Annotated in this window: 23 protein-coding genes and 1 riboswitch; of the genes, 7 read left to right on the forward strand and 16 right to left on the reverse strand. The window is 45.2% G+C overall.

Going from position 1 to position 22,221, the window contains the following annotated elements; translation table 11 throughout:
* Positions 1 to 43 precede the first annotated feature (43 nt).
* Complete coding sequence (locus H5715_RS19040) at positions 44 to 220, forward strand: DUF3094 family protein (RefSeq protein ID WP_075185041.1); 177 nt, start codon at positions 44 to 46, stop codon at positions 218 to 220.
* On the opposite strand, the gene H5715_RS19045 is transcribed toward H5715_RS19040, so the two are convergent.
* Together H5715_RS19045 and H5715_RS19050 are read right to left on the reverse strand one after the other, a co-directional pair.
* Positions 201 to 671 (reverse strand): EVE domain-containing protein, encoded by a 471-nt coding sequence (locus tag H5715_RS19045; RefSeq protein ID WP_075185040.1) that lies wholly within the window; start codon positions 669 to 671, stop codon positions 201 to 203. The genes H5715_RS19040 and H5715_RS19045 overlap by 20 nt on opposite strands.
* Positions 671 to 985: a hypothetical protein gene (locus H5715_RS19050; RefSeq protein WP_075185039.1), complete on the reverse strand. Its 315-nt coding sequence runs from the start codon at positions 983 to 985 to the stop codon at positions 671 to 673. The genes H5715_RS19045 and H5715_RS19050 overlap by 1 nt, the downstream gene beginning before the upstream one ends.
* Positions 986 to 1,405: 420 nt before the next feature.
* Between H5715_RS19050 and H5715_RS19055 the strand changes: the two genes are divergently transcribed.
* The 3 genes from H5715_RS19055 to H5715_RS19065 all read left to right on the forward strand — a co-directional run bounded on the left by H5715_RS19055 (position 1,406) and on the right by H5715_RS19065 (position 3,029).
* The gene (locus tag H5715_RS19055) at positions 1,406 to 2,092 is read left to right on the forward strand and encodes a GntR family transcriptional regulator (protein ID WP_075185038.1); all 687 of its coding nucleotides are present in this window, start codon (positions 1,406 to 1,408) and stop codon (positions 2,090 to 2,092) included.
* A gap of 107 nt (positions 2,093 to 2,199) precedes the next feature.
* Positions 2,200 to 2,628: an FKBP-type peptidyl-prolyl cis-trans isomerase gene (locus tag H5715_RS19060; RefSeq protein WP_075185037.1), complete on the forward strand. Its 429-nt coding sequence runs from the start codon at positions 2,200 to 2,202 to the stop codon at positions 2,626 to 2,628.
* Complete coding sequence (locus H5715_RS19065) at positions 2,628 to 3,029, forward strand: acyl-CoA thioesterase (RefSeq protein WP_075185036.1); 402 nt, start codon at positions 2,628 to 2,630, stop codon at positions 3,027 to 3,029. The genes H5715_RS19060 and H5715_RS19065 overlap by 1 nt, the downstream gene beginning before the upstream one ends.
* On the opposite strand, the gene H5715_RS19070 is transcribed toward H5715_RS19065, so the two are convergent.
* The 4 genes from H5715_RS19070 to H5715_RS19085 form a co-directional block, all read right to left on the reverse strand.
* On the reverse strand, positions 3,026 to 4,231 hold the full coding sequence (locus H5715_RS19070; RefSeq protein ID WP_075185035.1) for an acyltransferase family protein: 1,206 nt from the start codon (positions 4,229 to 4,231) through the stop codon (positions 3,026 to 3,028). The two genes, H5715_RS19065 and H5715_RS19070, sit on opposite strands and share 4 nt — an antisense overlap.
* A gap of 100 nt (positions 4,232 to 4,331) precedes the next feature.
* On the reverse strand, positions 4,332 to 5,243 hold the full coding sequence (gene rdgC, locus H5715_RS19075; RefSeq protein ID WP_075185034.1) for a recombination-associated protein RdgC: 912 nt from the start codon (positions 5,241 to 5,243) through the stop codon (positions 4,332 to 4,334).
* A 17-nt stretch (positions 5,244 to 5,260) separates the two neighbouring features.
* Positions 5,261 to 5,896: a BamJ family beta-barrel-assembly machinery protein gene (bamJ, locus tag H5715_RS19080; RefSeq protein ID WP_075185033.1), complete on the reverse strand. Its 636-nt coding sequence runs from the start codon at positions 5,894 to 5,896 to the stop codon at positions 5,261 to 5,263.
* Positions 5,897 to 6,006: 110 nt separating this feature from the next.
* Positions 6,007 to 6,993 carry an acetylating acetaldehyde dehydrogenase gene (locus H5715_RS19085; RefSeq protein ID WP_075185032.1) on the reverse strand — a complete coding sequence of 329 codons (987 nt, stop codon included), beginning with the start codon at positions 6,991 to 6,993 and terminating at the stop codon, positions 6,007 to 6,009.
* Between the two features lie 643 nt (positions 6,994 to 7,636).
* Here H5715_RS19085 and H5715_RS19090 point away from each other — a divergent pair.
* The 3 genes from H5715_RS19090 to H5715_RS19100 all read left to right on the forward strand — a co-directional run bounded on the left by H5715_RS19090 (position 7,637) and on the right by H5715_RS19100 (position 10,497).
* A complete protein-coding gene (locus H5715_RS19090; RefSeq protein ID WP_075185031.1) occupies positions 7,637 to 8,887 on the forward strand; it encodes a hypothetical protein in 1,251 nt (416 codons plus the stop codon).
* 22 nt (positions 8,888 to 8,909) lie between these two features.
* Positions 8,910 to 9,926, forward strand: a complete 1,017-nt coding sequence (locus H5715_RS19095) for a DUF6976 family protein (RefSeq protein ID WP_075185030.1) — start codon at positions 8,910 to 8,912, stop codon at positions 9,924 to 9,926.
* Between the two features lie 244 nt (positions 9,927 to 10,170).
* Positions 10,171 to 10,497 (forward strand): hypothetical protein, encoded by a 327-nt coding sequence (locus H5715_RS19100; RefSeq protein WP_139309747.1) that lies wholly within the window; start codon positions 10,171 to 10,173, stop codon positions 10,495 to 10,497.
* A 114-nt stretch (positions 10,498 to 10,611) separates the two neighbouring features.
* Here H5715_RS19100 and H5715_RS19105 read toward each other — a convergent pair whose 3' ends face one another.
* The 10 genes from H5715_RS19105 to H5715_RS19150 form a co-directional block, all read right to left on the reverse strand.
* Positions 10,612 to 11,838 carry a YeeE/YedE thiosulfate transporter family protein gene (locus tag H5715_RS19105; RefSeq protein ID WP_075185028.1) on the reverse strand — a complete coding sequence of 409 codons (1,227 nt, stop codon included), beginning with the start codon at positions 11,836 to 11,838 and terminating at the stop codon, positions 10,612 to 10,614.
* Positions 11,839 to 11,850: 12 nt separating this feature from the next.
* A complete protein-coding gene (locus H5715_RS19110; protein ID WP_075185027.1) occupies positions 11,851 to 12,393 on the reverse strand; it encodes a YeeE/YedE thiosulfate transporter family protein in 543 nt (180 codons plus the stop codon).
* A complete protein-coding gene (locus H5715_RS19115; RefSeq protein ID WP_083607960.1) occupies positions 12,386 to 14,347 on the reverse strand; it encodes a cytochrome b/b6 domain-containing protein in 1,962 nt (653 codons plus the stop codon). The genes H5715_RS19110 and H5715_RS19115 overlap by 8 nt, the downstream gene beginning before the upstream one ends.
* On the reverse strand, positions 14,344 to 15,810 hold the full coding sequence (locus H5715_RS19120) for a tetrathionate reductase family octaheme c-type cytochrome (protein WP_075185026.1): 1,467 nt from the start codon (positions 15,808 to 15,810) through the stop codon (positions 14,344 to 14,346). The genes H5715_RS19115 and H5715_RS19120 overlap by 4 nt, the downstream gene beginning before the upstream one ends.
* A gap of 255 nt (positions 15,811 to 16,065) precedes the next feature.
* Positions 16,066 to 16,743: a hypothetical protein gene (locus tag H5715_RS19125; protein WP_075185025.1), complete on the reverse strand. Its 678-nt coding sequence runs from the start codon at positions 16,741 to 16,743 to the stop codon at positions 16,066 to 16,068.
* Positions 16,706 to 17,386: an HAD family hydrolase gene (locus tag H5715_RS19130; protein ID WP_075185069.1), complete on the reverse strand. Its 681-nt coding sequence runs from the start codon at positions 17,384 to 17,386 to the stop codon at positions 16,706 to 16,708. Before H5715_RS19130 ends, H5715_RS19125 begins: the two co-directional genes overlap by 38 nt.
* Before the next feature lie 250 nt (positions 17,387 to 17,636).
* Positions 17,637 to 18,185 (reverse strand): hypothetical protein, encoded by a 549-nt coding sequence (locus tag H5715_RS19135; protein ID WP_075185024.1) that lies wholly within the window; start codon positions 18,183 to 18,185, stop codon positions 17,637 to 17,639.
* A 1-nt stretch (position 18,186) separates the two neighbouring features.
* Positions 18,187 to 19,188: an NAD-dependent epimerase/dehydratase family protein gene (locus tag H5715_RS19140; protein WP_075185023.1), complete on the reverse strand. Its 1,002-nt coding sequence runs from the start codon at positions 19,186 to 19,188 to the stop codon at positions 18,187 to 18,189.
* Positions 19,185 to 19,943 carry an AfsA-related hotdog domain-containing protein gene (locus H5715_RS19145; RefSeq protein ID WP_075185022.1) on the reverse strand — a complete coding sequence of 253 codons (759 nt, stop codon included), beginning with the start codon at positions 19,941 to 19,943 and terminating at the stop codon, positions 19,185 to 19,187. Before H5715_RS19145 ends, H5715_RS19140 begins: the two co-directional genes overlap by 4 nt.
* Positions 19,944 to 20,599: 656 nt before the next feature.
* Positions 20,600 to 21,217, reverse strand: coding sequence for a TetR/AcrR family transcriptional regulator (locus H5715_RS19150; protein WP_075185021.1), 618 nt, complete (start codon positions 21,215 to 21,217; stop codon positions 20,600 to 20,602).
* An 846-nt stretch (positions 21,218 to 22,063) separates the two neighbouring features.
* A riboswitch (cobalamin riboswitch) is annotated at positions 22,064 to 22,205 on the forward strand.
* Positions 22,206 to 22,221 lie beyond the last annotated feature (16 nt).

Here is a 22,221-nt window from a genome sequence, read left to right on the forward strand (position 1 = left end):
GTTGCAGTAGTACACTGAGGGAAAGAACATATCGAGACGCGCCATGCCAGAACTCTACCCGGAAGATCAAAAAAAAGTGGACGAATACCTTGCCTCTAATGTCAATGCGGTCGAGAGACGCACCTTCAAGCCACTGCGCTTGCTGGGCATTATTCTTGTTGTCTTGGGTGGTATTACTTTACTGAGTTATTGGCTCGCGATTAATCACGGCGTGATTTAGTCAGCGTCAAAATTTTTTTGAATTCTGCTGTTGTTACGGGTTGTATCGACAGCCGTGGCTGTTTTAACAACACCATATCTTTTAATGCGGGCTCATTTTTTATCTGTGCCATTGGGATGGCATGCGTAAACTGTTCTTCTAAATGAATATCGACACAAAACCAGCGAGGGCTTTCCGGCAGTGATTTGGCGTCGTAATAAGCTGATTTATGTTCGAACTGTGCCGGATCGGGGTAGGCGCTTCTAACGACACTCGCAACTCCCTCGATAGCCGTAGGTTTGCAATTACTGTGATAGATCAAAACCTGGTCGCCTGTTTTTATGCTATCCCGAATAAAATTTCTAGACTGATAATTCCGAATGCCATCCCAGCGCCCTGTTTGATCACTTTCTTTGCTGAGGTCGAGGATGCTGTATTCGTCAGGTTCGGTTTTAAACAGCCAATGGCGCATTATTCTACCCACACCCAGCGCAGCGGCTCACCAAAGTCATCGGTTATCAGCTTTTTCTTGGGTCTTGAATGTCTATTGAGCGGGGGGCCAGGTTTTTGTTTGCGTCGCTGCTCAACCTGTTTGATGACCTCGGTAACCGGCGTACGATCCTGCTTGGGTTGAAAGTTGGGAGAATTGGAAAAGTGGTTGCAATTATTCAGGTTACCGCTGATGCCAGACTCAATGGCGTTGACCTCGCCCCCTGATGCAAGGTATTGGTTAATCTGGCCATCTATTTCCGCTCGGATTTGAGCTTTGGTTTTTAAGGGTTTCATAATAATACGGTTGGCTACAACCTTGTAATTAAAGCACAAGTTGAGGGGTCAAGGCACGTTTAATGTATGCGGTGGTTCGTGCGCTCCGTTTTTTCTCTAACTTAGAGTTGGATATCGATCCAAATAAATATAACATGTTAAATAGTGTGATTTTGTCGATTCTCTGGTAGATAAGGGAGTACTAGAGAATTCTACCGAAAGTATTAGGCACTGTTCTGGAAGGTTTAGGGGGCAGTGTTATGGGTGATTGGTACCAAAGTAGGGAATTCAGCGAAAGCGAGTAAATTTCACGTAATTCTCACTTTTGGCGCTCCACAAGTGAGAATTACGAGTGTTACAATCGCCAAAACATAAATGGTTGGATATTTTATTGAGGGAACAATTTTTCGACGCCTAATATTCTAATAAAAGTAAGTGGTTATGAGTGAGCAATACGAAATACAAGAGCCAGGCCTGTCTCGGGTTGAGCTAGCCTACCGAAGACTCAAAGATAATATCCTTTCCAACGAATTTCCCCCAGGTTATCAAGCATTAGAGCCGGAAATAGCGCGCAATTTGGGTGTGAGCCGAACGCCGGTTAGAGAAGCTTTGATTCGTTTAGAAGCAGAGAAGTTAATCGAGTTAATTCCGCGACGCGGTATGAGGGTGTTGCCTCTTGTTCCTGACGACATTATTGAAATCAGTCAGGTGTTAAACGCGTTAGAATGTATGGCGGTTGAATTAATTGCTAAGCAATCATTAAGCGTTGATACTCTTCAGCCTATGGTTGATGCTGTGAATGAAATGCAGCAAGCTCTGGTTGTCGATGATATCGAAGCTTGGGCAGCAGCCGAAGAGAAGTTTCATCGCCTGCTGATGACGTTTGCAGGTAACAAACGCTTAGCCTCGCTGGTGGAAACCGTTCGCGCCCAGGTTCATCGTGCTCGGAAAATTACCCTTAAGCTCCGTCCCAAACCCTACAGTTCAACGCAGGCTTATACTGAGGTTCTGGCCGCCATTCGCGTGGGTGACGGGAAGGCCGCAAAAGACCGCCACTATCAATTGCGTGTAGAAATTACGGACATTTTGAAAGAGCTTTTGGATCGTTACCAGCTACCCCACTTATAGTTTTTCTCAGTCGAACATAGGATAGTTTGGCTGAGCATCCTCCCTCTGCTTTCAATAGCGTGTAAAATAAGCTCCACAAGCTCTGTCCTGTGGTGACGTTTTTTAATATGAGAGAAAAAAAGAAGCTCAACAAAGGTTCCTCCGGTCAAAACCGAAAATCGGGGGAAGCCTTCCTGCATAAATATGCCCAACGCGATGGCGTGATGAGTACGGAAAGCGGATTGCTCTATAAAGTGATTGAGAGTGCAGAGGGTATTCACCCCGCTGAACGGGACACTGTAGTTGTCAATCAGCGTGTTTTAAGTGCCGCTGGCAGTATTATTGCTGACACCTACAAGTCTGGCGTGCCCGATAAATTTACAATGACGGAAGCCATTCCAGGTTTGCGTGAAGGTTTACAGTTAATGGCGGAGGGGGCGCGTTTTGAGTTTGTTGTTCCCCCCAGTTTAGCTTGGGGCAAGCGTGGTGCCGACAACAAAATTGGACCAAATGAAGTCCTTATTTTTGATGTTCGTTTAGTGGAGGTGACGTTCTGATGGATTTTAAGCACCGGCTTGAATTAAAGGTTCGCGATTACGAGTGCGATATCCAGGGAGTGGTGAATAACAGTGTTTATCAGCAGTACCTAGAGCATGCGCGCCATGAGTTTCTATTGGCTTCGGGTATTGTTTTCGCAGCGCTGGCCGAGCAGAAAATCAATTTGGTTGTTGTGCGTGCTGAGCTTGATTACAAGCAATCTCTGCGGCCGGGAGATAAGTTCTGGGTGGGAACCCGCCTGGAGCGTTCGTCTAGAATTCGCTTCAATTTTATTCAGGGCATTTACCGTCAAACGGATGATGCCCTTATGCTGCAGGGAAAAATTACAGGCACTTCGCTCAATGAGCGCGGACGACCGTTTTTACCTGACGTTATATTAGGCCTGATTGAGTCGGCTTAGTGTTCAAATTTACGACGTAATTTCCGGGCTATGGGCTTTTCGATCCAGTAGGTACTTATAACGGAAAATAACGCCAGTCCGAGGGGCGCAGCCCAAACCTGTTGGTAGCCCGTGCCACTAAAGCTGGCTGCGGTAGACCAGCATAGCGCCATTGCCATATTTTGCCAGATAAAGAGCGAATAAGCGGTCTCACCAAAAAAACCGGTTCCGGGTAGTGAAAACAGTCTTGCCGCCAGGCCGTTACCTCGGGCAAAGTCGAGAATAATAATCCAGAATAGTGGCATCAATAGCCCATGGCGAACGAAGAATTTCAGCGGCTCTTTAATCGTTGTAAAGCAAGCGGTAGCGATTAACACGAGAAGAGCGATGTCGCCCCACGCAAATTTTTTGCCACTGTCCTTTCTCCAGCTGTTGCTGAAGCGACTGATACCAAAGGCCCGGCTTAACAGCATGCCGGAAGAGAATTGCGCTAGCCAAAACAGTGGTGTCGAGCCAAGAAAAATTTGCCAGTTCTGAATAGGTTCACTTCCGTGTGGAAAGTAAAATGAATAAACCACCGTAGGGAGTAGCGAAATAATGGGTAGCAACAGTAGGACGATAAACATTTGTTTGCGGCTTAGTTTCGCCAGCTGCCTGCACAAAAAGGGCATGATGAAATACAAAAATGCGAGCGCCGAAATGGTCCAGGCGGGCCAGTTCCATTCTGGTACCCAGGGGGGATACCAGGATTGAACCAGGGCAAGTGTTCCGATGGCGCTGGGCAATAAGTCTGTCAGTGACCTGAAAGAGAGGTAATAGGAGCCGATAAATAAAAAAGTTACCAGCATTACGATAATATGTATGGGGTATAGGCGACCGATTCTACGAAGCCAGAAGCGCTTGTCTCCGCCTACAATATTTCCGTCCTTATCCCAGTATATATAGGCCAGAATAAAGCCTGACAGGATGAAAAAAAAACTGGTCGACATCCAGCCGTGACTGAAAAAAGTAATAAGTGTATCGGGGAGCCGGCTATAGCCGCTCATTAAATCGGAAAATTTTTCGGGTTTTTCCATATCGTACAGCACCCATAGGTGGAACATAAAAATATGGAAAACGGCAAAAAAGCGCACGCCGGTAAGGGCGGGGATATGGGTGTGCGCTTTAGTGATTACCTGTGCTTGAAGTTCGGTTGCTTCTCGGTTTGTTATTGTTCTTTCCATTCGTCAGTTCCTTTGTTTTTCGAGCGATGCAACCTTAGCGGTATATTGCTGAGTGAAAAATTACTCCCAATAAAACAATTTCCTTACACGCTTTTTGGGGTTAATCGTTAGCCGTGTTCTCCCCCCCCAGAGCTTTAAGTAAGTCACCGATAAAGTGTTTTAGCTCGGTTGCCATAATGGCAAAGTCGGCATCAAACTGTTCCGCTGCGGTTTCTGTGTGGTGGTCATTGGCTTGCTCAATAAGCTTATCTTCGAACTTTACCCGTTTAATGGCCAGCTGGTCATCCAGTATAAAGTGAACGGCGTCTTTCCAGGTAAGTGCGAGCTTGCTTACCACCATGCCAGAGTTGATATGGCTGAGCACTTCGTCTGCAGTGAGGTCCTGATTTTTGCAGCGAATAATGCGTCCGTCTTTCGGCGCCTGAAGCTCGCACTCTTCGCCAAAAGTGAAAGGTGCCGGAGCCGAACTTTCTCGCAGCCAGCTGGTCATGGCCGCTACGGGTGTATCGTGGCTGCTGAGAGGAACTGCTGGCAGTGAGCCGATTGCTTCACGCAGGCCGCTGGCAATTTCTTCGGCATGTTTGCTTGAGGCGGCGTTGGCGATAATCCATTTTTCGCGTGGAGCAATGTAGGCAAAGTCGAGTGATGATTTTGCGAAGGCTTTCGGTAGCAGAGAAAAGATGACTTCGTCTTTTAATGCATCGCGCTCTTTGCGTCCGACATGACGAGCCTCTTCTGCAGATATAGCGGCAATACGGTCTTCCATTTCCTCTTTAACTACCGCCGCCGGCAGGATTTTTTCCTGCCGTTTGGCGCAGACCATAATGTTGCCGTTGGAAGCGTGAACCAGCTCAGTCCCGTGGCGGCCCAAGGGAGTAGTCCACCCATATTTTGCCGGGTCCAGTTTTCCACAGGGTTGAAAGGCAAAAGGCTCCATTAGCTCGGACAATTCTTCCGGGCTGATAGTAAAGCCTTTGCTTAAACGGAAAATCCGCAGGTTTTTAAACCACATGTTATTAGCCTGTTGGGTTAAGCTACGATATCAAGTAATTCAACGTCGAAAATCAGCGCTGCGTAAGGGCCAATAGAGCCACCGGCACCACGCTCGCCGTAGGCCAGTTGATACGGCACGTATAAACGCCATTTGGAACCCACTGTCATCATTTGCAGGGCTTCGGTCCAGCCTGCAATAACGCCATTAACGGGGAACTCTGCTGGCTCGCCACGATCGACTGAGCTGTCGAAAACCGTGCCATCGGTCAGTGTGCCGTGGTAGTGAGTGCGAACAGTTGAGTTGGCAGATGGCTTTTCACCTTCGCCGGTTTGCAGTGTTTCATATTGTAGGCCGCTCTCGGTTACGGTAATGCCGGGTTTTTTTGCATTCTCGGCAAGAAAAGCTTCACCTTCGGCTGCTTGTGTTTTTGACTGCTCAGCTTGCTGCGCTTCGATACGTTGGCGGATCTCAGCGAAGGCTGCTTGTAAATCGCTTTCTGCAACACAAGGCTCGTTGCCTTCCAATGCATCAATTACGCCGCGAGCAACCGCTTTGTAGTTCATGCCTTCGAAACGATTGGATGAGAGTTGTTTGCCCACTTGAAGACCTATGCCGTAGCTAACGCGGCTTTCGGAGCTGGTGAGAGTGTCGAGTTGAGTTGTGTCGGTCATGGCTGGCCTCTTTAAGATAAAAAGGGGCGCAGTTTAGCATGAAGGTCGGTGTTGAGGGAGGAGCATTTGGACGACAGAATGCCGCCCGGAAGCTCGATGCTATTGAGTTCCTAGGCTGCGCCGGGAACGCTCTTGCCACCTTTACCCAACAGGCCAAAAATCGAGCCCAGTGCACCTTGCATAACGTCCCGACCATTACTGCTGGGTGCGAGTGCCGGATTGTAGCCAAGGTGCTCTGCATACTTTTCGGCAATTGCGATTGCTGCGCAGTTGATGATATCCAGGTTGCCCGCGTGGGCGGGAATCCAGTCGCCCTGTCCTCGTACGCTAACCAGTAACTCTACGGCGCCATCCTTATAGCGGGGGGTACCAACAATATTGTAGCCAGGGACTTGCTTACGTACGGAGGCAACACGTTGTTGTAGTGGTGCAAAGAGCTTTTCTAGGTCGCTATCATCAGTGTAAGCGCGAATCACCGTCAGCATATCGGGTTTCCATGCACTATTCTCCACTTGCAAATCGACGGAGACATTTTGTATGCAGGAGTAGGCGGAGATGGCGGAGGCGGTGCTGGAATAATATTCATCAATATTTGCTAGCGTTCCGGGACCTATGGAGTCGGCGGCCAAGTGTGAGCGAACTTCTATCTGGGTTATTCTGGGATACACATGTGACAGTGTATGGATAACGGGAATGGAGGCCTGGCCACCGCAGGTGATCATATTTACGTTGGGTTCAAGCGTAACAACATCAGCATCAATTGTCGGGACGCAGAACCGCCCTACTTTTGCGGGGGTCATATCAATAGCTTTGATTCCTTGCTCGCGAAAGTAAGAGGCATGGCCTACATGGTGGGCTGCAGAGGTAGCATCAAAAACTAAATCGAGTTTTCTCGGGTGATCTTTAAAAGCTTGCAAGCTTTTATCCGAAACGTTGATGCCGATAGATTTTGCTTTTTGAATGCCGGGCGAGTCAATATCTCTGCCTACGAAGAGTTCGCAGCGAAGAAGTTCAGAGCGTAAAATTTTAATCAGCAAGTCAGTGCCGATTTTTCCAGAACCTATAATGCCTACATTTAATTTCGAATTGATAGTCATGTACTTCAAACTCCTCATATCATACGTATTTCGAATTTATGACTAAAAAGTTATAAAACGTTTTAGGGTGTGGATAATAATTTTTTAATCGACATCCGTAGTAGGTGAAATCAAAGTGTCGTTAAATTTTACATACAGATTGGGAATATTCGTGAGGGCGATTAGCGCCACGCGGAAGTTATTTGTGCCAACAAGTGTTAACTGGTTGCAAGTTTTATGATTAAGGAAAATATTAATGTAATTGTTTTTAATAAATACGGTTGCGCATGCACAGGGCGTGGAGAAGTTAAGGATTAAATATTTTTCCTAGCTTAGAACTTGAAAATGATATTGTTTGTATGGAGAATGTTTTTTGATCTAAGTTCGAAGATTTCATAATTATTTTACGGCACTTGTTTGTAACTAGCCTTAATAAAATATAGATATGTCTTTTAGACGGTAATAACGATTGACAATAACTTATATTTTCTGGTTCTATGCTTCGGACGAATCTTTGTGCGCTGTTCACAATTTAAAATTTACTATAAGTTGATCGGCGTTTATTAACGAATGTAACTGCTAGAGTTACATTGGATATTGTTGTGGCGTGTTTTGCTGGATGCATTTTAACTTCACGTCTGTGCTAATTATTTAGGGGTGCAGGATGGAACGAAATGATCTTCGCGACCTGGAGCATGCTCTGGGTATTCGATCTCCTTGGACGATAAAATCGGTTAGCGTTAACGAGCAGGAAAAAGTTTTTGATATAGAACTCGACCTGCACGATAAAAAACGCCTTTTCGGTTTATTTGGAACAAGTAAAAAAGAAGCCACCGAGGAGTTGGTCTCCGGTCGCTGGCGTTACATGAATTTGGGTACATACAGTTGTATGATCAGCGCTCAAGTACCTCAGTCGGCGTTATCCGATACGACTTTCCTTAGTAAAGATCTAATTGGTCAGCAGTCATTCGTCGGTCACCCTTCACGTTACTATTCCAATTTTTTACGACAACAGGTTGCGTTGGGCCAAATAAAGGGTGTGGATTCCAGTGTGGTTTCGGATCTCTATGGTATTAACGATACAACACTCAAAGCCATTAAGGATGATTTGGAAAAGGCATCGGCAACTGCTCGCGCTCTCGCTTATCTGCCTACCGAAATTGACAAAGCGTGGGATCGTATACTGAACGATCAATTGATCGTAAGGACAAGCGTATTACCGCTTAAATTCTTACTTAGTAAGTTAAAACTTGCCGCCGCAAAAACGGATGATGCGGATGAACTATTGGGTTTGAAGTTACAATTGCGACAGTTTTTTATTGAAAATAGCGGGCAACTTGATGGTGAGATAGAACAGGTCTGCGGTATAACAACAGAAAAGTTACAGCAGCGCGCACGGGCAGTTAAAAGCAGGCAACGGCTGGTATTGCCTGCATTAAAAAGTGTTGTCTGGATCGAACTATTGAGCGGTAAGTTGGGGCTAAATTCTCAGAGCATACCGTTCAACCTTCTAATATCCCGGCAAAGGGCGGCTTTTGTGCAAGGCCGCACGAAAGAACAAAAAATTCAGGCAATTGAAACAATTCGAGAGTATTTTCGTAAGAACTACCGTACTTTAAAGCCAGAGTTAATATTGCTGAATCGTGCAATGGATATACGGCAAAAGACCGGGTCCTCTCTACCCGATGTTGAACATAGAGTTTGGCAGCGAATATTGGAGGATGATGCTTTTGTGCCAAGTGAGCATATTGCCTACAAGTTGCTTCTGGCAAGATTACGCGCTCAGGTTATTAAGCAGCCTGAACCAGTCATTAAATTGGAAGCCGCTCGTCGAATTCGCGAGTTCTTGAACTACAATCAGAAGGCCATGCGCCAGGAAGTGGGTGTTCTGCTAAAGCAGGTCGCTATTGTCTAAATTACTGTTTTCGGAGTAAAAAATGTCTGCAGCAGGTTCTGTATCTTTCTCGAGTCATGCGGTGACTCGTGACGAAGTCGTAAATATGATTTCTCGTGGTGATTATATGGTTATCTCGGGAGACGAACGAGCGCTGGCCTCTTTGCCCTCTGGTAACTGGATTGCTGGCACAATTCCTTATTTTATGACAGAAGAGGGTGGGAAGGTTGATCAGGAGAAATTGTATGTGAATACAATTTCTGGTTTGACCTCTAGCCATTTGCCTCGCTTTACGCTTTACGATGTAAATAATATTTCTCGTATTGCCTCTGAAGCGCCAGAACAGGGGTTTACGATTCTTATCTTACCTGCAGGTTCGGAGGTTCATCTGGCCTACGCACAAAACGCACCGGATTTCCCGAAGATGTTTTTCTCGCCTATTATCGGTTGGATTGCGGGTGTGCATCTGGATGAGTTAGCTACTCGCTCTGCTAAGGTCGGATTTGGGCCTGCTGGTGGCCTGTTAAGTGATACGCAGGCAGCGGCGATACATATTCCTCTGCCAGATAATCAGTTTGCTCAAATTAAAACCGTAAACCTTTTTGAGCCGGGTGATGGAGCTGCAATTCAATTTCCAGAAAATGGTTTTACCGTATCAAACTGTAAAGTTGATGGTGAAGAATATAACCTTGCCGATTACGTTAAAGAAAATAGTATTGATACGCGCTTGCCTTTAGTGGCAGATTATTCTGGCGTTAAGGTAAATGTTAGTATTCAAGAGCTTGGTGACGGAGATGTTACGCTTTATGCTCCGGTTTTTCCCGGTGTTGAATATCGCTTTGCTAAGCCAGTAGGCGATTATGTCAGCGAATTTAATGAAGCTATACCTGCAGCCGATAACAACAGTATTGCGTTTTCCTGTAACTGTATTCTGAACTTCCTGTATTCTGAACTGGAAGGAAAAAAGACGGGCAAGCTTACTGGGCCGATGACGTTTGGTGAGATAGCGTACCAATTGCTGAATCAAACACTTGTTTATTTGACGTTAGAAAATATGTAAAAAGCGTGGTTTAACACAAAAAGGCCAGTCGTTTATGCGGTTGGCCTTTTTTGTGTCTGTGTATCTTCGATGGTGAGTCGTCGATGGTAAATGGAGCTTATTAGGTTGTTTTGTTGAGTTGGGCGCCATCCTCCGGTAATGTGCTAGCACTTTTGAATGGGTTTAAAGGGTGTTACAAATGAGGGCGATTGGTGTTCCTTTGGTCTTGAGCTTTTTACTATTGGCTTGCGCCAGAGTACCGGTTATGAAAACGGAGCGTTTAAGCCAAGAGGATCGCGCGTCTATCGAACGTATCCACAGAAACCCCACGGCTGAAAATTATTCCAAAGCTTTGGCTCGGTCGCTATATCTAGAGCAGTACGAATATGCGGTTATGCATCACAGCGTATCAATGGGAATGACCTGGGTCGAGGTTGTTGCTGCAATCAATATACCCTATGCAACCGAAACCCTTGTTACGCATACTTATACCCGAGAGCAGATGGTTTACGACCGAGTAGGCTTCCGAAAATATGGCTACTTTTACGTATTTTTAGACAATGGGGTTGTAACCGGTTGGAGTGGACGGTAAGAGCCTTGGCAAGTCTAGAGTTATCCACGAAGCATATAATATCCGTTTATATGCTTCGTGGATCAAACGGAAGCGCTGTTTTTGCGTCTTGGGGGTACGCATCATAATTATCTGCTAGCCACAGCCACCGCCTGCCGGGGCTCGCTTCACTTCCAGCTTTACTTTGTCCACAAAAGGCTCTGGAAAGGCTAGAAGGTTTGGGCTTGCCATGGGGTAGCGGTTGCCCAGTGCTTTGGCAAAGTGGAACCCGACTTCATCTGAGCCAGATTCTGGTTGCTTGCTATCTAACAAAAAGCTTTGCGGTGCAAACTGACGAATCCAACCATTAACTCCTCCCTCTAATACGTAAAGGTTAGGAATACTAGCCGCGCGTAATTGTTTCCAGGCTTGAGTCGCCCTCAGCTCTCCATTACCAGCAATAATGTTTACCGTATTGGCGGGCTGATCGATCAAGTCTCTCGCCAGTGATTGAATCTTGTCCAAGGGCGTATGTTCTGCTTCGCGAATATGGAAGCTATTGAAATCTGATTGGCCGCGAATATCGAGTAGTCTTACTCTTATTTGTCTATCGTTTTGTAAGGTGGCAACTTCCATTGGGGATACATAAATTTCACGATTTTCGATGCGGGTTTGTTCTGTTCCAGCGATCCACAACCAGCGATCTGACAGATCGGGCTGGCCTAAAATTAAGGTTATAGTTGCCAGTGATGCCAGCGCAACGGCGGCAGGCAAACGCCATTTTGGGGGGGGCGGGAAATCGGACAAGGCATTCTCTAGCCACTCGGCGCCCCAAAACATAGCTAAAGCCATTAGCACTACAAGTAATACAACGGTACCATAACTCAGGTTAAAAATTTCCGGAAGCGTAACACGACCGAAATAGCTCCCATTGAAAAATTCCGAATAAAAATCGACTGTATCTCCAAATATAAAAATACCGAGGAGAACGCCCAGAACAAAAAAAATGCCATCGAGTTTCAGTGTTGCTGCCGCGACCAACGATGTACCCGGGCAAAAACCACCGATGATAAAGCCAGCGCCCATTATTAGACCGCCAAGAATGCCTGGCCATAAATAGGTGGGGTTCACCCATATCAACTGATAATCCAGAAGCCCTAGTGAGCTTGAGAGAAATATAAGCACCATTGCTACAATAATTGCGGTAAACATTACTTTAAAAACGGTGAGCTCTTTGAAATAGAACTGCGCCGCAAGCTTACGGGAATTGCCAAAACCCGCGCTTTCTAAAATAAAGCCAAAAAATAATCCCAATACAGCATAGATAAAATAACCAATAGTCGAGCCGTATTCGGCAACAACGTTAAGAGGAAAGGCGGTCATCGTGTGTTACTCCTAATTCCAGCTCTTGCGGAATGCCCAGGCTAATAAATAAGCACCCGCAAACACTGCTAACATAAATGCCCAACTGCCAACCGAAAGGGTGGCGCCGCCGCTTAAGGCTTGCCCAGATGTGCAGCCCCGTGCAAGCCGGGCGCCGTAACCCATTAATATTCCACCAATAAAGGCCAAAGCCCAGCGTGAGTTTCTGCTAATGTGTGGCCCTTTGTTGGTTTCTATTTTTACGCGTCCACGTAGCCAGCCGGAGATAAAACCACCGAGTAGTGCGCCCACTACCATTGGTACAATCCAGCTCTCAAGTGGGTTCGTGTCACCGCCGGCCATGGCGAGTAAAAATGGCGTTGTGTCTACGTGCTGCGGGAAAAAAAAATCCTGTAGATAAACAGTAAAGCGATTTAGCCCGCCGGACGCACCGAGCCCGTTGCCGGTAATAAAGAAAGAAAGAAATAGAACGATGCCTAACAATATGCCGGAAAAATAGGGGTTCCAGTAATCCTTTCCAGTACTGGGCGTGATGGGATACTGGTGTTTATTCATTAGGAGTGCTCCCGTTTATATCTTCCACTTCTTCCCAGCCATTAATCATGGATTGAATGCCAGATAAAGGTCTGGGGCCGGAAGTCGTGGTGAGGTAAATATGCATAATTAGGAAAGATACAAATGCCCAAGCCAGCAAACTATGTAATGGGCCTAGCAATGTTAAGCCGCCAATACTATCGGAAACTATTGGCCATTTCTGTGCGCCCCACATTAACAACCCGGTGAACATCTGAGCAGGCAGCAGCACATTAAGTAGACCGAAGTACGCAATTTTTTGTAATGGGTTAAGCTTATGCTGTGGATCCTTTTCGAATGGGTGGGGTGCGTTTTCAAATATACCCTTGAGATAAAAATGTAGCTGCTCAAAACTGCGGACAAACAAGTCTGCTGGCATGGGGATAAATTGCTTTATTTCACCACTAGCTAAATGATAGAAAAGAGCCAGAGCAGCATTAGTGAACAAAATAAACGCAAAAATATTGTGTAGCTCCACCATTGAGCCAAAACTCAGCCATGAAAAAAGCCACGGCTTGTGAATGGCAGCGCCTGTAATCAGTAGAATAAATATGATCGCTGCCTGTAGCCAATGCCACAGGCGTTGGTAGTAACGATACATATAGACGCGTATACGGGGGGTAGCGCGATCAGCGCTTTTGCGGCGAGTTAGATACAGAGCGAACCCGTGTGCACTTACGCTGCTTAGCGTGGCTATTAGGATAATGAGCCCTAGCCAATCGACAATGGGCACGGTATCTCCACCGAGTACGTAAATGCCTGCTGCAGCGGGGACAGGTTTAAGGTTCGATAGAAAACTCTCGGGAAAATTCAGGTTTCTGGGATTGGCGGGTAGAGCTCTTAGTAATATGGAGGTGTTACTGTGGCAGGCGCTGCAGTGTTTTATGGCGGCCTCAGAGCTGATGTTGTGATGAATGCCTTTTGCTACAGCAAAGGTATTTTTTTCGTTAACAATTTCAATAATATTGAAGGGCGAAAACTTACCGTGTTTATTGGGAAGTAACCATGGGTTATAGCCTGTAATTAAACCGTCTTGTAAACCGCGCCATGTCACTTTTATATTATCTCCTGTGAGTGAGATATTTGAGAATGCGGGGCTGGCAATCCAATTACTATGGCAGCTTTCGCAGCTAAGCTTGCTGAGATGTCTACTAAGATAGGGGAGCCAGTTATGTGTTTTGTCTACTTTATGACAGCTGCTGCATTCATGGGCGTGTGTGAAATTATGATCGGGTTGTTGTAGATAGTCATGTGCTGAAAGCGTACGTGGGTCGAAGGATAGTTGCTTATTGGTATCGAGTTTTTGTGGCGAGACGGGATTGTTGGCTGAAGCATGGCAGTCGCTGCAACTCACTACACGCTCAGCGTGAGCATCAAAGCTGTAGTTCAATTTCTGTTTGTTGGCAATGTTCAGGGCTGATTGACTGATAAATTGCGAAGAAAAAATTTCACCGGTCAATCCAAAAGTATTGTCATTTTCAATCTGGCCATCAATGCTCAACGCTTCGCTTCCGATTTCTACTAAGCTGTGGCAGTTGCCGCAAGCTGTACTGGTTGGGCTGGTAAGTGTTAGGGTTTGGGGGGAGATTTCCCCTTCGTGATTAACCAGTTCTGAAAGTGTGTGACTCCGGTCAGGGTTGTGACAGTCCAGGCATTGGATGTTCTTTTTACGCGTATTTGTCAGCGTTATACCCAAATATAGCTTTAGGCGGTCACCACCTTCGGCAGCTTTGTGGTGGTAAGGGGCAAGCGAAGAATGGATAAATTCGGCATTGTGGCATTGGCCGCAGGTTAATGGCTGTGAAATCGCTTCGCCGTCTTGCCAGATTTCTCCGGCCGTATTGAGCAGTGAAAATTCCGGGTGAAAATCGTTGCCCCTCACAGATAGAGTGGTGGTAAGTAATAGGAAGGAAATGATTGAAAACCATGCTTTCATTTTTCACTACCCTGCATATCTGCAGTTAACTTACGGGATCCCCAGCGAATCGGGTCACCGGCGTAGCCAAGAGCTTTCCAGTTTAATCTGCCTGCTTTATCGTTGGCTGTTTCGTTGTGGCAGTCGCGACATTGCAAGGCTCTGCTGGCGGCTTGCACCATATGCGTTTGTGGCCAGTACATTAAGGTTTCGGTAAAGCCAAACTCACCACTATAGGCAAGCCCGGTTATGTCTGACCCCTGCTGTACGGCGCTGTCCCAGTCGAATGTTTTCCAATAGCCGGTCTCGCCATAGGTTTTCGGCTGCAGCAAGTGCTGATATTGTTTATCGTAAATTTGCTTTGCGCTGTGAACCTTAAACGGGAAAATTTTAGCGTGGGGATTATTAATATCCCCATTGGGATAATTTAAATCGGTTGCTCCGTCACGGTTAATCTTGTCTCCGTATAAATGGCGTTGAGCTGTACCGCTAAACCAGAGGTATTCGGGTTTTAAGTTATTCGCATATTTAAATTCACCTTTGATCTTTTTGTATCCCTCATTCTCTTCCCGCTCATTGTCACCAGCCTGGCTCCAGTCCCAATGGGTTTTAGTGGCGCTGCGCGTGGCTACTTCTGGTATGTGACAAGTCTGGCAGGCGACGGTGCTTGTGTGCTGATTGATACGCTGATCTTGGTGGAGGGTTTCACTGTGGCAATCGATACAGCTCACCTGAGCGGTATTATCCATGCTTACACTTAAGGCGCGACCGGATATCTTATGGCTTTCGGTTCTATGGCAATCGGTACAAACCATATCGTGCTTGCCCATATGTATATCGACATCATCGGAGGGAAAGTAGAGGCTGGAGTCCAGGTCGCCATGCTTCACGGCATCTCCACCACCTCCGCCGAAGTGGCAACTACCGCAGTTGCTGCGGCTGGGGAATGCGACGCTCTTCGCTGAAGCGAGTAGGTCCACTCCGTCTACTGGTAATCCCGCCTTGCCTTTCACATAAGTGCCCGTTTGCTCGTGGCAGACAAGGCAGTCGACATTGCGGTTGTCAGAAAAATCAAAGCTGTCATCTTTCCAGCCGTAGCCAGCATGGCAGCCTGTGCAGCCCTCCCAGTTTCCGGCAACGCCTATGCAAAAGTTGTTAATGACGTTCTTCTTTCCTCCTTTCACTCGCTCGGTACGACCGGGCACAAGAACGGGCTCATGCTCCCAAGTCCAGTGGGAGGAGCGCATCACCTGATCGTCGCTTTTATCATGGCACTCCAGGCAGCGGGCGGTTACCTGCTGTGGCGTATCGTATGGGCCTTTCATTAGCGCTGTATGGTCTACGTGGGGAATACGTTGGGGGAGGAAACTGGATGGGTCGGCCGTAGGCAGCTCATGATCGGGCAGCAACACCAATAACGGTATGGTAATAATGGCAAAGATGCTGATGGGCAGCCAGAGTGATTTTAATCGTGTCTTCCACATGGTCGAGCCTAGAGCTGTTGACGTCTAAATATAAGCATATACTAATATTTTGATCGTTGACTTTTATCAAAGATAGATACGCTTGTCATTTAGTTGATGAAAATTAAATGGGAAGTCGTTGGCTGGCAGGTGTTGAGTGAAATGATATAGTTGGCTCTATTGCTCAGGATTGGCTGCGCCCAAAAAGCAGAATCGAATAAAATGTGAAAGTACAAAACTTTTATAAAATCCATTTTTTTATACCAAAAAAGTTCGTTACCTATTTTCGAGAAACAATAGAGCATCCGACCAGTTGTTGAATATTATTTTTATAAACTCTTGCTTTGAGGGTAAGTCTTCGCGCCTAAATACGGAATTACACATCATCGCAGTAACGTATCCTGCTATTTTTGCGGCGTTTAGCGCTGTAGGGCAGTCATCAATGTAGAGCGTCTTTGATGGCGTTAAATTGATGGTGCTGGTAACACGAGAATAGTGTTCAGGATTAGTTTTACTCAGCCCGGGCTCTGCAATAACGTGGTCCTTACCAAGTAGCTCTATAATTTCCCGATACTTTTCAGCCTGAATATTGCCGGTGGACAATATATAGAGGGGTATACGTTTTTCAATACAGTGGTGGATAAAAGTTTTCGATTCGCTAATGCCCCCATTTGTCGACATTAAAGCACTAACGAGTTCCGCTTTTATATGATTGAGATCCATTGAGGAAAGTAGAAAGTCGATAGACAGGTCGAGAGGGTGAGGTACGAGTGACGAAAATAATTGACGGAATATGCTGTAATCCAACGGGCGATATTGAGATATGATTTTGTAGCAGGCATCCAGAAGTAGTTGGGTGTTCTGATAGGCTAGGACACCGTCAAAATCCGCGATGATGCTTGCTGGTGCTCCACCGCTAAACAGGTTGTGGTTTGAAGCATTTTCCAGGATCAATATCAATCTCCAGTATTCGTTCTTTAGTTATTTGTGTGAGCGAACTTAAGCGGTGTACAACTCCGGTACGCTTCATATCGCTATCCTGCCAACCCCAGGTATGAGAGGGTGGTAACCCGATGAATCCCGTGCCTAAATTCTTGCAGGTTTCTGCAACGGTATTGACATCGTCTATAAAAAGAACGTTTGTTGGCGATAGTTTGGCGCTATAAATTATTTCCTTCATTCCTGGTCTGAAGCTATTGGTGCAAATGTAGTCGTCAAAAAAATCCATGCAGGGTAAAAACTCCTTATGGATTTTGTGCTTTTCAAGACCTCCGTAGCAGAGTATGGGAAGTTTGAACTCTGAAAGCAACGCTAAGGTTTCAAGCGCGTCTTCGTTTAGACCTCCATCGTGATGTTTGAGGTAAGCTTCCCTTTCGGTAAAGTATTCGTCTATAAGGTGGTGTGCTGTGATATTGATTTCCAGGGTTTCTATTATGTAATTTGCCGCCTGAATTTGGTTTCTTGAAAATACATTACGCTCAATATCACGGGTGTAATCTCCGCCGTGGCGCAATATAAGTGTGTGCAGTACAGGGCTGAAGGTATCTTTGAGTATTACGCCATCAATATCAATTGCAAATAATTTGATGTTTTTCATATCGTATAGATTGTAATTCTTTAGTGTAAAAAATGCCGCATCTAGAACGCAAAAACAAAACACCTTAGGATGTTAAAATCCCATCGTCTCTCTAGGAGCTTACCTGAAATGAGGGGAGTCTTATCAGGTAGAGATTAGGGTAATACTAAGATGTTACCATTTTTTGCATGCGCCGCTAGATGCAGGGAGCAGGGCTCTAAGGAGACACAAAGTAACGTTGATATTTTTAAATTTAGCGAATAATTATTCGCTAGTGAAGTGTTTGCGAGACCATGGTCCCTCCGTCCATAGGGAAGACGGAACCAAAAAATGGCTCTCTTGCCAGTCGGACAACATAAAGCATGACGAAGGTATTTGGCGCTACCCAACGGCAGATACCTCTTCTATAGGGTTCACCTTTGTCGAGGAAACCTCCAATAACGCGTACAGTACCGCCAAAAAGGGCTGATTTTTCGTGAAAAAGTTGCGCGGCAAGGTCAAACTCTTCCTTGGTCGTTGATGAGGGGATTATGTCAATCTCTGTGTGCCAGAGTATTACTTCTTGATAGGCATCTGCGACTTGTTGGTTGTGCCTTCTGTATCTTTCAAAACTACGCACAACAAATTGGGTTGATATATCACGCTCAATCCATATTCTATCTAAGTCTTCTATATCGTATTTGTCAAAGCTGATTTTTTCAAATAGCTGGACCATCAGATCCTTATTCGATAGTTGATATACCTCGTCGTACAAATCACCAGCGATGGCCTGTTGCGCAAAGGTTAGCGTTATTGTTATGAGTATCGTTAATCGAAGCATGTTAGCAGGTAACCTCTTGTGGACGTAAAATAACGTTTTCATTGTTTAGGCAGTCTATAGAAGATCTTGGTGAGAAGTCTAGATCGTTGATAGATTTTGATATATCGTACGATTCTTTACTGTTGTAGTAGAACTTAACTTGGCTCCTTAGCAGCTGTGGCTCTGTTTTAATAATAAAACCTATAAATTCTGCGATGGATGCGACGACCATCAATATTAATCGACCAGAATTTATGGGCGGGGTCAGGTCTGGGTTATACTTTTGGAAAAATTTGTTGATTTGGATAAGGCTAATACCTGCGGGATTGGCCAAAATATATCGATTTCCGATTTTTGCTTTATCTATAGCATTTATCATTGCGTCGCAAACGTCATTGACATCTACAATATTGAGTTCAAAGTTTAGGTTAAATGGAACTTTCCCATCCCTAATCGATTCGATAAAGCGGCTTGTTGGTGTTGAATGCGTAAACGATCCACCGAGCATGGCACCGGGCAATACAGACACCATATTAATTCCCAGCTTTTTTGCTTTAGCCCACGCGAGTTGTTCAGATTGTTTCTTCGATTCAAAGTACGGGTTTCCGTGAGTGTTTTCTATCCACTCATTGGGCCCTACAACGCGCTCGTTACTTCGCCCTAGCGCTCCTGTCGAACCAACGTAAATCACGCGTTCGACTGCGTTGTGCTTGCAAGCGATTAATACATTATCTGTGATACGGTTGTTAGCTAAAATAATATCGTGTTCAGGGTCTTCACTCCAATGTGAAAAGTTTGCTGCCGCTTGGAATACGATGTCAGCACCCTGCATTACGCTTTCGGCTTCATCTAGCTTGGTAAGATCAGCTATGCGTATTTCGGCTTTGCTTTTATCTAGTCCTAACGCTTTAGCTTTACTGAAATTTCGAACAACCGCTATTACTTGGTAGCCTTTGTCTAGCAATTTTGATACTAAATTAAGCCCAAGATGCCCGGTAGCACCGGTAACCAGTATCTTTTTCATGCAATTTCTTCTCTTAGAATTTCTTCACTATTTTGTTCTTCCTTGAGTTTCTTCTTCATTAGCCGACAAAATTTATTCGTCGTTATTTGCGCAAGTCGAGCCTCCTTTTTACAGAGTTCTGATTTTTTCGAAGCCGTGAAACGACCACCCGATGTAACAACTTTTGTTGAGTTTTGATAAAAATCGACAGTTACATTGAAATATTTTTCACGATTTTCAGTTTCTTTATGCTCGATTGTCAGCTCTATGAACGTCTCAATCGGAAACGAGAAATTGAGATATTCAGCGTAAATATTGTGCATAACATAATAGCTATTAGAGTCGTTGAAGAGTAAATCTACTACTGAGGTCGACATTTGGCGTGTTACCTCCAGGAAAATCATACCTCGAATATGGTAGCCGGTAGTATGGTCGAGAATGAACTCATTATTTTCCTGTAGTACAAGCTTGGAGGAATAGGTGTTCTCTCCAGTTTTTATCGGTTCTGTTATAAGAATATTATCGGAAATATGCTTGTGTGTTTGCTTTTGTGTGGCAATAGGGGGAGGGGAGCTTTCAAAAAAAGGAGACTGCCTGTAAATATTGTCGATTTGAATGGGGCTTAGGCCTTGGCCTGGAACGAATAGGCAGGTGCCGGCATGTGTTTCGCCTGATTTTACCAAATCCTTCCAGTCGCTATAAAGGATACACGAAGAGATGTTGTTATAGTTGTAGAACCGGTCACCCACAACGATCCATATGTCCTGTATTTCCATTTCACTACCATCACTAGTTTTAGTTAAAAATTAAAGTAAACGTAAGAGGCGTTGAGGGAAAGTACTCGACGCCACTATGTCTTTAAATTTTGTTAAGCACTAAAAACCATTCCGAAAGCTTCAGTCAGCTTTTTGTCAGAATGCTCGTGGCGGCGCCTTATGGAGGTTGGCGGGTTTTCACGAGTGGCGTTTCATTGAAAGAATGGTTTGAGTTTGTCCCTAAAGCCCTCTTTGGTGTGCTCGTTTAGTATCCGATGAACGACCAAATTATTATTAATTATATGGATCTGCTAAATTTGGCGGAAACGGATACACGGTATGGCACCCGTATCGTTCGGTATATTATGTTACTCAGGGTAACTTAAGCTGTTGATATATGTCAACTGTTCAGACTATGTCGTACCGTCTTGCGTGGCGTTGGTGCTCTATAGGTATTTAGCTAACCATCGTCGGGCTTGGTCTAGCACTGATACTGCTTAGATTAATTGCGCAATTTCATCTGGTGTTGTGGGGGGAACTGAGGTTGTTCGGGGGGGCGAGACGGTTCGCTTATCCTAGGGCCAAGTTTGAACGGCTTCTGCCCAAGTAAAGTATGAGGTGGTTTATTGAAAAGTGGTTTAAGTGGGGCGTACGGAAAGTAGTTGAAAAATTTTAAATCAATCGACATAGCCTTTAAGCAAGGCTTCAATATGCCAGTACAGCGAATCATAAAATTTCATGTTAAATACGCTAAGTTCGGGTATTTCGTAGGCCTTTGCCATTAATGCGCTTGGGTTACTTAAGTGCCAGGCGCCGATTAGGGAAGAAAAAAGTTGTAATATACATTGGATCGCGTTTTGGGGCGTTAACGACAATTCTATGGCTACCGTTTTTACGAGCGGTTGCATTAATATTGCCACTTCACTTTTAAAGTCAATGGCCTCTTCGAGCGTAAGTGGTTGCTCGAGTACAGTTGTGAGTATGCCGCTCAAACGACAAAATATGGGTCGGCTAACAAATACCTTGGTAATGGCCTCTGATGATGGCGGTGTAAAAGCTTTAATCAGTAATGGAATTAGTTCGGATAACTCCCTGCGATAGATTTCCAAAAATATAAGTTCTTTGACGCGGAAATATCGATAGAGTGCCGGTTTACTCATGCCAACAGCGGCAGCAATGTCGTTGAGGTTGCAGCGCTCAAAGCGCTGTTCTGCGATAACACTTTCAGCCGCCGAAAGGATTTCAGTAATCCGGATTTTTTTACAATCTTCAGATCGCGCTCGCCGAAACGTCACGATGCTACTCCTTTTTCGTACCAATAATAATATGTATGCAAGTAATCGAATCCAATGATTGAAAAATGGCAAAATCAGCCAATTATACTGTCGAAAATAAAAATGCCCGTGAATTGAAAATTTTTCTATTCAGTAAAATGGAAGAATAGACGCTATGCGCGCCATCCGCAACTGCCAGAAAATGCCTAGATAAGGGTGGTGCAACACGTAAACAATAGAGGTAGATGCTTGGGCTTGCTCAATTATTCGCCTAAGCTTCGCGTTTTTCTTACTGTTATTTTGTGGTGACGTTACGGCATTTTTCCATTCTTTTTCGGGCGTCGCTATGATGTTTCCCTAAAAGTAGAAGATTATTTTTTTCGTTAAAGCGGTTGCGTAATCTCTTTACAATAGGGTTTGATATAGATGCTTACAAATTTCCTTTATCGACGATACGTTTTAAGTGAATCCATCTTGCGATGGACCGTCGCTTGGACCTCGTTGATATGTATTCGTCCGGGGCGAATTAAAATTTAATCAGAGCTTCACCAGTTGGTTACCTCCAACGTCCAAAACGAATAAGCTTGAATCTTGTCTCTTTTGAGATATCCGTTTGTTATGGGCGGGAGCCTGTCGGAAAGATAGCAGATAATTGGAGGTTGTCGCGTTAGTTATAGGCTTGTTTAAATGAGTAAAATCGCTATTTAGCGTCTGAGATAATCTCGGCGGGCTTGTACGCTGCTCCAGATGCCTTTTGGTAAAGTCCTCGCTCAAAGCAGCGGCTGGATGTTACATTCGTCTCTTTTCAGGTCATTGATCCATCACAAATAAAAATAGTAATTATCCTATATGATGTGTTTTAAGTGATGAGAAGCACAACATGTAGGCTTTGTGTCACTAAATGCAGGGGAACCTGGTGTGAATCCAGGGCTGTCGCGCAACGGTAATAAGTGGGAATGTATTAATCCCCACTTTAAGCCCGAATGCCTGCCAATGTGCTGCCAGAAAGCTGACAGCTCAACCCG

The organism is Teredinibacter haidensis (assembly GCF_014211975.1).
In the GTDB taxonomy this organism is placed as follows: domain Bacteria; phylum Pseudomonadota; class Gammaproteobacteria; order Pseudomonadales; family Cellvibrionaceae; genus Teredinibacter; species Teredinibacter haidensis.